Annotated in this window: 12 protein-coding genes; 5 read left to right on the top strand and 7 right to left on the bottom strand. The window is 65.9% G+C overall.

The window, feature by feature from the left end; all coding sequences use genetic code 11:
• Positions 1–2: 2 nt before the first annotated feature.
• Positions 3–1,268: an alpha/beta hydrolase family protein gene (locus SIL87_RS15320; RefSeq protein ID WP_319614991.1), complete on the top strand. Its 1,266-nt coding sequence runs from the start codon at positions 3–5 to the stop codon at positions 1,266–1,268.
• Here SIL87_RS15320 and bioD read toward each other — a convergent pair.
• The 6 genes from bioD to SIL87_RS15350 form a co-directional block, all read right to left on the bottom strand.
• The gene (gene bioD, locus SIL87_RS15325) at positions 1,258–1,908 is read right to left on the bottom strand and encodes a dethiobiotin synthase (protein ID WP_319614992.1); all 651 of its coding nucleotides are present in this window, start codon (positions 1,906–1,908) and stop codon (positions 1,258–1,260) included. The genes SIL87_RS15320 and bioD overlap by 11 nt on opposite strands.
• Positions 1,905–3,044 (bottom strand): aminotransferase class I/II-fold pyridoxal phosphate-dependent enzyme, encoded by a 1,140-nt coding sequence (locus SIL87_RS15330; RefSeq protein ID WP_319614993.1) that lies wholly within the window; start codon positions 3,042–3,044, stop codon positions 1,905–1,907. Before SIL87_RS15330 ends, bioD begins: the two co-directional genes overlap by 4 nt.
• A 115-nt stretch (positions 3,045–3,159) precedes the next feature.
• A complete protein-coding gene (locus tag SIL87_RS15335; protein WP_319614994.1) occupies positions 3,160–4,398 on the bottom strand; it encodes an MFS transporter in 1,239 nt (412 codons plus the stop codon).
• 2 nt (positions 4,399–4,400) lie between these two features.
• Entirely contained in the window at positions 4,401–4,730 is a 330-nt protein-coding gene (locus SIL87_RS15340) for a hypothetical protein (RefSeq protein WP_319614995.1), read from the bottom strand.
• Positions 4,727–5,296, bottom strand: a complete 570-nt coding sequence (locus SIL87_RS15345; RefSeq protein WP_319614996.1) for an isochorismatase family protein — start codon at positions 5,294–5,296, stop codon at positions 4,727–4,729. The genes SIL87_RS15340 and SIL87_RS15345 overlap by 4 nt, the downstream gene beginning before the upstream one ends.
• Before the next feature lie 40 nt (positions 5,297–5,336).
• Positions 5,337–5,747, bottom strand: a complete 411-nt coding sequence (locus SIL87_RS15350; protein WP_319615995.1) for a MarR family winged helix-turn-helix transcriptional regulator — start codon at positions 5,745–5,747, stop codon at positions 5,337–5,339.
• 352 nt (positions 5,748–6,099) lie between these two features.
• Between SIL87_RS15350 and bioB the strand changes: the two genes are divergently transcribed.
• From bioB to crcB, 4 genes are all read left to right on the top strand, one after another.
• Positions 6,100–7,053 carry a biotin synthase BioB gene (bioB, locus tag SIL87_RS15355; protein ID WP_319614997.1) on the top strand — a complete coding sequence of 318 codons (954 nt, stop codon included), beginning with the start codon at positions 6,100–6,102 and terminating at the stop codon, positions 7,051–7,053.
• Complete coding sequence (locus SIL87_RS15360; RefSeq protein ID WP_319614998.1) at positions 7,050–8,375, top strand: adenosylmethionine--8-amino-7-oxononanoate transaminase; 1,326 nt, start codon at positions 7,050–7,052, stop codon at positions 8,373–8,375. Before bioB ends, SIL87_RS15360 begins: the two co-directional genes overlap by 4 nt.
• Positions 8,376–8,510: 135 nt before the next feature.
• Positions 8,511–9,323 (top strand): hypothetical protein, encoded by an 813-nt coding sequence (locus SIL87_RS15365; protein WP_319614999.1) that lies wholly within the window; start codon positions 8,511–8,513, stop codon positions 9,321–9,323.
• A gap of 39 nt (positions 9,324–9,362) precedes the next feature.
• Entirely contained in the window at positions 9,363–9,740 is a 378-nt protein-coding gene (crcB, locus tag SIL87_RS15370) for a fluoride efflux transporter CrcB (protein WP_319615000.1), read from the top strand.
• Positions 9,741–9,889: 149 nt separating this feature from the next.
• Here the strand turns inward: crcB and SIL87_RS15375 are convergent, their stop codons facing one another.
• A complete protein-coding gene (locus SIL87_RS15375) occupies positions 9,890–11,218 on the bottom strand; it encodes a dihydroorotase (protein WP_319615001.1) in 1,329 nt (442 codons plus the stop codon).
• Position 11,219 lies beyond the last annotated feature (1 nt).

Genomic DNA, 11,219 nt, shown 5'->3' on the forward strand with positions numbered 1-11,219 from the left:
CCTTGTCCCTCGGCCGCGCCCCCCAATATGCGGTCGAGGAGCCCGGCACACCGCCCCTCCGGCGCGCGTCGGAGATCACCTTGCTGAAACACCTCGCTTTCGCCGCCGCCATCCTCGGCCTCACCGCCTGCGCCATCCCCAAACCCGGCAGCTTCTACCGCAACATCAGCGCCAAAGGTGCCCGACCCGGCGCAATCCTGCGCGAACGCCCCTACGCCGCCTCACCATCGGATGCCACCGCCATCCAGGTGATCTACGCCTCCACCGGCGTCAGCGGCCACCGCGTCCCGGTCTCCGGCGTCATCTACATCCCCCACACCAAAGCCCCCAAAGGCGGCCGCGACATCATCGCCTGGGCCCACCCCACCACCGGCGCCGCCGCGGGCTGCGCCCCCTCGCTCGACGCCCACAACTTCGCCGGCCTCAGCCTCGCCGGCAGCATCCCCGGCCTGCAGAAATTCCTCCACGCGGGCGATATCGTCGCCGCCACCGACTATCAGGGCCTCGGCGTCGCCGGCACCCACCCCTATCTGATCGGCAAGGCCGAAGCCGCCGACATCATCGACAGCGTCCGCGCCGCCCGCGCCCTCCCGGGAGCCGATGCCAGCCGCAATTACGGCGTCTGGGGCCATTCCCAAGGCGCCCAGGCCGCCCTCTTCGCCGGCCAGACCGCCGCAGCCTACGCGCCCGACCTCCACCTCGTTGGCGTCGCCGCCGCCGCCCCACCGACCGCGCTCGGCCCCGAACTCCAGCACCCCAACTCCAACAGCGGCCGCGTCCTCACCGCCTATGTCTACGCCACCTGGTCGAAACTCTACCACGTCAGCATGACGCCCCCGGTCGCCCCGCAAGCCGTCCCCCTGGTCGAAAAAGCCGCGACCAAATGCATCAACTCGGTCGGCCAATACCTCATCGCCGCCCGCGCCGGTGCCGCCCTCAAACCAGTCTTCCTCGCCCGGAACCCGCTGACCACCCCGCCCTGGCCCGCCCTCTTCCACGAAAACTCCCCCGGCTACGCCCCCGCCGGCGCACCTCTCCTGATCACCCAGGGCACCGCCGACACCACCGTCCTTCCGAAATACACCAACGCCTTCGTCCGCCGCGCCTGCCAATTGGGCGACACCGTGGACTACATCAAACTCAAAGGCGTCACCCACATCTTCACCGGCTACCGCTCGGCCAAACTGGTCGCCGCCTGGTTCGCCCTGCGCTTCGCCGGCACCCCGCCGCCCACCACCTGCCCCGGTTGGATCGAAGTCAAAGGCTGACCAGCCACGCCTCCCACTCTGCCGAGCCGAACACCACCACATCCCCCGCCCCATGCCGCAGCAACGCCTCCCGCGTCGCCGCCACCGGCACCGGCAGATCCCCCACCCCGTTCACCACCACCTTGGCCACCACCACCCCCGCCACCCGCAACGCCTCGATCGTGCACAGCGTATGACTGATCGCACCGAGATACCCCCCGCACACCACAATCGCCGGCAATCCCAGCGCCACCATCCAGTCCCGCACCGTCCGCCGCTCATCCAGCGGCACCATCGCCCCGCCCACCCCCTCGATCAGCAACGGCACATCCGCCGCCGCCATCTCGCGCCGACAAAACTCCACCACCTCATCGAACGGCACCACCCGCCCCGCCCGCCGCGCCGCCATATCCGGCGATACCGGATCGGCAAACCGCCACGGACAAATCCTCCCCACCACCGCATCGCTGGTCATCTGCCCCATCGCCGCCAGCAACACCCCGGCATCGCTCGCAGCCGACCGCGCCGGCTGATACCCGCTCGCCACCGGCTTCAGCGCCCACGCCTTCACCCCACGCCCCCGCCAATGCCGCAGCATCGCCGCCGCCACATGGGTCTTGCCGATATCCGTCCCCGTCCCGGTCACGAAAAACTGCCTCATGCCACCCCCATCACCCGCTCGCGCACCACCTCTGCCAGCCGCATCACATCCGCCTCCCGATGCGCCGCCGAAAACGCGAACCGCAACCGCGCCGTCCCCTCCGGCACCGTCGGCGGCCGGATCGCCGCGACCAGAAACCCCGCCGCCTCCAACTCAGCCTGCCCCGCCAGCGCCGCCTCCGCACCCCCCAGCACCAGCGGCACGATGGGACTCGCCGCCTCCGGCAACCCCACCGCCCCGGTGAACATCCGCGCCAGCCGCACCGGACGCGCACATAACTCCGCATCCCCCGCCATCACATCCAGCGCCGCCGCCGCCGCCGCCACCACCCCCGGCGGCAACCCCGTCGTATAAACGAAACTCCGCGCCCGATTCCGGATCAACTCGCACACCGGCACCGACGCACATAAATACCCGCCATACCCCCCCACCGCCTTCGACAGCGTGCCCATCCGCAACGAAACCCCGTCATGCGGCGACCCGCGCCCGCCATCGAGCACCCCGATCCCATGCGCATCGTCGCTCATCAGCCACGCCCCGGCCTCCGCCGCCACCACCGCCAGCGCGTCGATCGGCGCGACATCCCCATCCATCGAAAACACCCCGTCCGTCGCCACGATCGCCCGCCGAAACCCGCACCCCGCCATCACCCGCCGCAAATCGCCCACATCGTTATGCCCGAACCGCACCACCGCCGCCCCCGACAACCTCGCCCCCGCCCAGATGCACGCATGCGCCAGCTCATCCACGAACACCGCATCCCCCGCCCCCACCAACGCCGGAATGATCCCGATATTCGCCAGATACCCCGACCCGAACACCACCGCATCCGCCGTGCCCTTCAACGCCGCTAGCCGCGCCTCCAACCCCCGGTAAAGCGGATGATCCCCCGTCACCAACCGCGACGCCCCCGCCCCGACCCCATACCGACGCGTCGCCGCCACCGCCGCCTCGATCACCGCCGGATGCTGGGATAAATTCAGATAATCGTTGCAGGAAAACGAAATCAGCCCCACCCCGTCCCGCACCGCAACCGCCCCCACCCCCCGCGCGACCTGCCGCACCCGCCGCCGCAACGAACCCGCCTCCAGGGCCGCCAGCTTCGCCGTCGCGAAATCGTCCAGTGACCGGGTCATCGGGGCGCGAACAAAAGAAAAGCACAGTCAAGCGCTTCTTTTTTTGTAAAAAAAGAAACAAAAAAACTTTTATTCGCTTGGTATCTGCCGCTTTTACTGTCTGCGCCTGAATTTTTCATCGACGTGTCCCCGCTGCGAAAACCGCACCCCGCTTCAACCGAACCGCCGCATAAACCCCCACCGCCGCCGCCGCAAACCCCGAAGCCGCACCCACCCCCAACGCCCAGCGCGGCCCGAACCGATCCGCCACCAAGCCGATCAACGGCGCCCCGATCGGCGTTCCCCCCAACGCAACCCCGACCCGCAACGCCATCACCCGCCCCCGCATCGCCGGCTCGGTCGAAAGCTGCATCAAACTATTGGTCGTGTTGGTAAACGTCAGCGTCGCCGCTCCCATGACCACGAGCGCCCCGGCAAACCACCAATACCCCGGCGCCAACGCCGCCAGCGTACACCCGATCCCGAAAACCCCCGCACCCGCCAGCAACGAACCGAACCCCGCCTCGCGCCGCCCCGCGCCGAACAAAGCCCCGGCAACCGTCCCCACCGCCATGACCGAAGACAAAACCCCATACCCGCGCGCATCGGCATGAAACACCGTAACCGCCATCGTCGAAATGAAAATCGGAAAATTCAATCCGAACGTGCCGAACAGAAACAGCATCGCCAGAATCGCGATCAGATCCGGCCGCCCCCGCACATACCGCAACCCTTCGATGAAATTCCCCTTGGCCCGCGTAACCCGCGCATGCGGATCGAGGTCGCCGAGCCGTAGAAACCCAAGCGACATCACCACCGCCGCGAACGAAACCCCGTTGGCCAGAAACGCCCACCCCGTCCCCCCATCGGCAATGATCACCCCCGAAACCGCCGGCCCGATCATCCGCGCGAGGTTGAACGAGGTCGAGTTCAGCGACACCGCATTATGCAGATCGCCATCGCCCACCAACTCTGCAACGAACGTCTGGCGCACCGGCGCATCGAACGCCGCCGCACTGCCGAACAGAAACGCAAACACATAAACCTGCCAGAGCCGAACAACCCCGGCCACCGTCAGCAGCCCGAGCCCCAGCGCCAGCGTGCCCATCACCGCCTGCGTCACCATCAGCAGCTTGTGCTGGTTCAGCCGATCCGCCGCCCCGCCCGTCCACGGCAACAACAGAAATTGCGGCCCGAACTGCAGCCCGAGCACGATCCCCACCGCCGAGGCGTCATGATGCGTGAGCCGCGTCAGCACCAGCCAGTCCTGCGCCGTCGCCTGAATCCATGTGCCGATATTGGAAACGAACGCACCAATGATCCACACTCGATAATTGAACCCGCGCAGCGACCGAAACACCCCGATCGCACCCACCCTCACAGACGCTCCACCCGGTTCCCGCCATGAAATCGCCCGAAATGCCGGGCCGAAAACACCGCAATCACCAACGCCCCCGCCCCGCTCGCCAGCACGTCATACGTATCCCGCAGCCCGAACTGCCCAACCCGGCAGATCAGCACATACCCGACCACAATATTGAAAAACCCCCACACCACATTGACGGTGGAGGACGACAACCCCTCCCCCGGCGGCCTGGCAAACGGCGACTGAAACGCCCGACCCATCATGCCGCTGACAAAATGCGGAATCGCATTCGCGAACAACGCGCCGCCGAAAAAATAGGCCGCCAGATCAAGCCCCCTCACGATCCCCCCTCCCGTGCGTCGAGCAGGGCGATAACGTCGCGCGTCACCCCGGTCTCGCCGAGCCGCGGAAACACGTTCGCGATACTGTAATCATGCGCCCCCGCCCGCATATCGGTCATGGCATCGATCGCAAGCGTCACGTTGAACCCAAGCTCATACGCCTGCCGCGCGGTCGCCTCCACGCCGGTCGCGGTCGCAATGCCCGCAATCACCACCTGGGTCACCCCGAGCGCCTTCAGCCGCGCGTCCAGATCAGTGGTCGCAAACGCCCCCCACGACCGCTTCGTCACCAGAATATCGCTGTCCCGCCGCCCCAGTTCCGCAACGAGATCCGCCCATCCCGCCCCACCGGGCAAAGCCGGACGCGGCTGTTCGGTCCGACCCGGCGCCCCGCCCGTCACATTGACCAGCACCACCGGCAACCCCCGCGCCCGGAACGCATCCGCAAGCGCCCGCGCCCGCTCGACGACACCCCCGACCGGATGCACCAGCGATCGCTCGACAATGCCCTTCTGCAAATCAACGACGATCAGAGCCGAATTCGGATCGAGCACGGTCAACGCCATAAAAATCTCCTTATCGAAAGTAAACCGGATCGTCCCGCCGTCAGTCCTCGACGAGCCGCTTGAGCAAGCCCACCGCTGAAGCAAGCTGTTCCTGCTCCCGAACCGACAGCCGCGCGGCAATCGTCCGGGTCAACCAATCCTGTTTGGCCACCCGCCCGTCATGAACCCGCTTGCGAAACAAATCTGTCAGCGCAAGCAGCGTCTGGCGCCCATCATGCGGATCAGGCGCGCCGCTGACCAAACCCGCCCCCTCCAGCGCAGCCACGATCGGCCCGATCGATTGCTGCCGCATCCCCTCCGCCCGCGCAATCGCCGCCGCCGTCGCCGGACCGTCCGACTCCAGCCGCAACAACACCGAAACCTGCGACGGCGTCAGATCCCCCTCACCTCCCTGCTCCCGCAACCGCCGCCTCAACTTGCCGAGCAACGCCCGCAACTCCTGTGCCAACATCGGCGCCAACGGCAAAACCCCATCACCCATCCGGCCACACTACAAGATAGTAAGGTAAACTGTCAAGGTAAACTGCACATAAGTAGCCCAATTGGGGTGAGGTCAAGGGAAGCAAGCACTCTTCTTTTTTTGCAAAAAAAGAAGCAAAAAAACTCTGATTCCCTCTGGTCCGTGCCGGTGAAACCACCTCGGACCCAGATCAAAAAAGTTTTTTGCTTCTTTTTTCCAAAAAAGAAGTGCCTTCCTCACTTTACTTCCTTCACCCAACCCCGCATCGCCGCAAACCCTTCCCGTCCTGCCCTGCCCGGTTTATCGTGGTGCCCGATGCCGTAGCGGCAAACCGGAGAGATCGATGTCCCTGACGCTCGAACACCCATCCCCCACCCGTGCCCGTATTGCGGCCCTGCTGGTTCTGCCGCTGCCCGAGCTGATTTTCCGTGCCCAGACCATTCATCGTCAGCATTTCGACCCGACCGCGATCCAGATTTCCACGCTTCTGTCGATCAAGACGGGCGGCTGTCCCGAGGATTGCGGCTATTGCCCCCAATCGGCGGGGTTCGAGGCCGGTGTTCCCGCCTCGAAGCTGATGGACCTCGAACCCGTGCTCGAAGCCGCCCGCCGCGCGCGCGATGCCGGGGCGCAGCGTTTCTGCATGGGCGCAGCCTGGCGTTCGCCCAAGGATCACGATCTCGATCGTGTCGCCGGCATGGTCGCGGGCGTCAAGGCGCTCGGCCTCGAAACCTGCGTCACGCTTGGTATGCTCCGCCCCGATCAGGCCAACCGCCTGAAATCCGCCGGGCTCGACTATTACAACCATAATCTCGACACCTCGCCCGAGTTCTACGGCACCATCATCACCACCCGCGTCTATCAGGACCGGCTCGACACCCTCGCCGCCGTCCGCGATGCCGGCATCAACGTCTGCTGCGGCGGCATCATCGGCATGGGCGAAGACCTCGACGACCGCGCCGGCCTCCTCGCCGCCCTGGCCGATCTCGACCCCTACCCGGAATCGGTCCCGATCAACGCCCTCGTCGCGGTCAAGGGCACCGCGCTGGGCGATGCCGCCCCGATCGACCCGATCGATTTCGTCCGCACCATCGCCGCCGCCCGCATCGCCATGCCGAAATCCTATGTCCGCCTGTCCGCCGGCCGCGAAGCCCTCTCGGACGAAGCCCAGGCGCTCTGTTTCCTCGCCGGTGCCAACTCGATCTTCTATGGCGACACGCTGCTGACCACCAGCAACCCCGCCGTCGCGCGCGATAACGCCCTGTTCGAAAAACTGGGCCTCACCCGCCAATCGTGACCACGCCCACCGCCACCCCGTCTCCCGCTGCGCCGCCAGCCTGGCTCACCACCGGCTGGAACCATGTCTGGCTGCCCTACGCCCAGATGCAGACCGCCCCGCTGCCGCTGCCGGTCGTGCGCACCACCGGCAGCGAAATCCACCTCGCGGATGGCCGCGTCCTGATCGACGGCATCGCCTCGTGGTGGACCGCCTGCCACGGCTACAATCACCCCCACATCATCCAGTCGGTCGCCGCCCAGCTCGAAGCGATGCCCCACATCATGTTCGGCGGCCTCGCCCACGAACCGGCCTACCGCCTCGCCACCCGCCTCGCCGCCCTCCTGCCGGACCCGCTCGACCGGGTGTTCTTCACCGATTCCGGCTCCGTCGCGGTCGAGGTCGCCATGAAAATCGCGGTCCAATCCCGCCTCAACCGCGGCCAGCCCAACCGCACCAAATTCCTCGCCTTCCACGGCGGCTATCACGGCGACACCTTCGCCACCATGGCGATCTGCGACCCCGAGGAAGGCATGCACAGCCTGTTCGCAGGCATGCTGCCCCCCCACATCATCGCCCCTTTGCCGCGCGATCCAACCTCCCGCGCCACCTTCGATGACCTTGTGGAACGCCACCACCACGAACTCGCCGGCATCATCGTCGAACCGCTGGTCCAGGGCGCCGGCGGCATGATCTTCAACGACGCCGCCACCCTCCGCCACCTCCGCACCACCGCCGACCATTACGGCCTCACCCTCATCTTCGACGAAATCTTCACCGGCTTCGGCCGCACCGGCACCATGTTCGCCCACCAGCAAACCGGCGTCACGCCGGACATCGTCACCCTCTCGAAAGCCCTCACCGGCGGCACCTCGCCGCTTGCCGCCACCATCGTCAGCCGCGACCTCTACGACGCCTTCCTCTCGGACTCCCCGGCGCACGCGCTGATGCACGGCCCCACCTTCATGGCCAACCCGCTCGGCTGCGCCGCCGCCAATGCCGCGCTCGACCTGTTCGAAACCCAACCCCGCCTCGCCCAGGCCGCCACCATCGCCGCCACCCTCCGCACCGAACTCGCCCCCTGCCGCGCCATCCCCGGCGTCAGCGATGTCCGCGTGATGGGCGCAATCGGCGTGGTCGAACTCGACCACATCGAAAACCCCGCCGCCCTGCGCCAGGACTTCATCGAACTCGGAGTCTGGGTCCGCCCGTTTCGCAATATCGTCTATCTCACACCTGCCCTGACGATCAGTGATGAACAGCTTCGTCTGCTGTGCAGGGTAGTGGGGGAAGGGTTAAGGAAGCGTTCTTTTTTGAAAAAAAGAACCAAAAAACTTCTGTGAATCCGGGCCCGTGCCCCTAAAAACGCCCGTGCCCCATAGGAGCGAAAGTTTTTTGCTACTTTTTTTCAAAAAAGTAGCCTTCTTTTTCGTGTCCCCGCTTTCTCACCCCCCACCCTCCGGGCGTATACAATCGCAATGCCCTGGACCCCCACCTACACCCCTCTCACCCTGAAGGAAAAACTCACCTTCACCGCGCGCAAACTGCGCGAGACCATGGCCACCCAGCACAAACTCCTCGGCATCGCCCTCCCGCTGCTCTGCCTGCTCGACGCCCGCTTCAGCAGCCTGATCAACCGCCTGCTCGACGCCATCGCCGCCACACCCGGCCCGCACCGCGCGCGATCCCCCCGCACCCAACCCGACTCCCCGCGCGAATCCCGCCCCCCAGCATGGCTCCGCAATTGGCACACAACGAGCCTCGGCCCACCGCCGCCTTTGCCGCGCCGCTTCGGCATCCTCCGCCGCACCTTCGCCCATTACACGGTCAACGGCTTCATCGCCCAGATCGAACACCTCCTCACCACGCCGGACATGCAGGAGGCAATTGCCCGAAACCCGGCCATCCCCCGCATCCTCCGCCCGCTCTGCCACCTCTGCGGCATCAACCCCCAGCCATCCTCACTCTGCCCAAACGCAAGCGCCAACCGCGCCCCAAACCCGCACCCCAACCCATCCCGGAACCCGCGCTGCCCGACCTCGACGATCGCAGCATCTGCTATTTCATCCCCAACCCCGCCAACCCGCGCAATTTCATCCCGGTCTATCCCCCCGGCTCCCCACTCCGCTACGACACAATCCGAAAACCGAAAAAATCCCGCTGACCCCCGACACTTTCGCACGCCTAAATCGTTACGATATCGCAATTACTTAATCGTAATGCGCGTTTTCCACGCTAACCCGCCCGGCCCCCGGCACCAGCGGTTGGATCGATCCCGACCTTATGCTTGAAATACTACCAAACCAACCCGACCACGAAAAAGGCTCCCGATGATCCAGACCCTCCTCGCCATCGCCGTCTTCGGCACCCTCGGCTGCTGGGCCCGCTTCGGCCAGACCCTGCTGATGCAGAACCTGTTCGGCCGCGAATTCCCCATCGCCGTCCTCAGCATCAACGTCATCGGCTCGTTCCTGATCGGCTTCCTGTTCTTCGAAACCCTCGACCGCCTCACCCTCGGCCCCGCCATCCGCACCGGCATCCTCACCGGCTTCCTCGGCGGCTACACCACCTTCTCCACCTTCGAACTCGAAACCCTGCTGCTCGCCGAAAACGGCGAAGTCCTCAAAGCCGCCTCCTACGTCATCCTCTCCGTCGGCATCGGCCTGATCGCCGTGTTCTCCGGCGCTTATCTGGCGAGAAACTTATGAAGGGATAAGCAAGCGCTTCTTTTTTGAAAAAAAGAAGCAAAAAACTTTTATACATTGGGCTTGTGCGGTCAAAACGCCCGTGACCCGGATTAACAGAAGTTTTTTGCTTCTTTTTACCAAAAAAGAAGCCTTCTTCTTCCCCTCCCGCCTCAACTCCGAAACAAAACCTCCCGCCCCATCGGCGTCCCGATCACTTCGTCCTCCACCATCACCGCCGCTCCCGCGATGATCGTCATCACCGGCCATCCGGTCACGATATCCCCCGCGAAGGGCGACCATCCGCACGGGCTTGCGAGCCAGTTCGTTTCGATCCGCCGCCGCTTGCCGAGATCGACCAGGGTGAAATCCGCATCGTACCCCACCGCGAGCCGTCCCTTGCCGACCGCGCCGTAAATCCGCGCCGGCCCCGCCGCCATCAGATCGACCAGCCGCGACAGATTGAGCCGGCCCTGATGGACCTGTTCGAGCATCACCGGCAGCAGCGTCTGCACGCCGGTCAGCCCCGCCGCCGTCTCCGGCCAGGGCCGCGCCTTGGCGGCGGCGGGGTGCGGGGCATGATCCGACCCGATAGTATCGACCAGCCCGGACGCCACCGCCCGCCACGCCGCCTCGCGATGCCGCGCCTCGCGAATCGGCGGGTTCATCACCGCATAGGCCCCCAGCCGCTCATAGGCTTCCGGTGCCGACTGGGTCAGGTGGTTCACCAGCACTTCGAGGCTGACGAGATCATGATGATCCGCAAGGAAGCCGAACTCCTCCCCGGTCGAGACATGCAATATATGCGCGGGCCGCCCGGTCCTGCGGGCGAGCCCCACAATCCGCCGCGTGCCGAGCGCCGCACATTCGGGATCGCGCCACACCGCATGATCGGCGAAACTCCCGCCCTGCGCAAAAGCCTCCCGCCGCGCCTGCAGGCGATATTCATCCTCGGAATGAAACGCGATCCGCCGCCGCCCCGAGCGCATCACCGCCTCGATCGAGGCATCGTCCTCGACCAGCAGGTTCCCGGTCGAAGACCCCGCGAACACCTTCACCGCACACACGCCGGGCAGCGCTTCGAGGTCGCCGAGCGCGCCGATATTCCCCTTGGTCGCCCCGACATACAGCCCGACATGGCACCATGCCCGCCCGGCGATCGACTCCCGCTTCGCCGCAAGGCTCGCCGCATCCACCGCCGGCGTGCCGGTATTCGGCATATCGAACACCGCCGTGATCCCGCCGAGAACCGCCCCAAGCGTTCCGCTCGCCATGGTCTCGACCCCGGGCAATTCCGCGGCCCCGGAATCACGGAAATGCACATGCGGGTCGATCAACCCCGGCAGCACATGCAACCCGGTCGCATCGATCACCCGCGCCGCCTCCCCCCGCGCATCGAGCGAAGCGATCCGCCCGCCTTGCACCCCGATCCGCGCGGGCGCCTCGCCCCAGGGCAGCACCGCCGTGCCACTCTCGATGATCAGATCGTATCGTCCGTCCATG

It is taken from the genome of Acidiphilium acidophilum, assembly GCF_033842475.1.
Classification (GTDB): Bacteria; Pseudomonadota; Alphaproteobacteria; order Acetobacterales; family Acetobacteraceae; genus Acidiphilium; species Acidiphilium acidophilum.

Excerpts from the sequence above, each read along its gene's own strand:
- bioD (WP_319614992.1), bottom strand. The coding sequence starts at position 1,908 with ATGAGGCAGTTTTTCGTGACCGGGACGGGGACGGATATCGGCAAGACC.
- SIL87_RS15330 (WP_319614993.1), bottom strand. The coding sequence starts at position 3,044 with ATGACCCGGTCACTGGACGATTTCGCGACGGCGAAGCTGGCGGCCCTG.
- SIL87_RS15345 (WP_319614996.1), bottom strand. The coding sequence starts at position 5,296 with ATGGCGTTGACCGTGCTCGATCCGAATTCGGCTCTGATCGTCGTTGAT.
- SIL87_RS15350 (WP_319615995.1), bottom strand. The coding sequence starts at position 5,747 with ATGTTGGCACAGGAGTTGCGGGCGTTGCTCGGCAAGTTGAGGCGGCGG.
- bioB (WP_319614997.1), top strand. The coding sequence starts at position 6,100 with ATGTCCCTGACGCTCGAACACCCATCCCCCACCCGTGCCCGTATTGCG.
- SIL87_RS15365 (WP_319614999.1), top strand. The coding sequence starts at position 8,511 with ATGCCCTGGACCCCCACCTACACCCCTCTCACCCTGAAGGAAAAACTC.
- crcB (WP_319615000.1), top strand. The coding sequence starts at position 9,363 with ATGATCCAGACCCTCCTCGCCATCGCCGTCTTCGGCACCCTCGGCTGC.
- SIL87_RS15375 (WP_319615001.1), bottom strand. The coding sequence starts at position 11,218 with ATGGACGGACGATACGATCTGATCATCGAGAGTGGCACGGCGGTGCTG.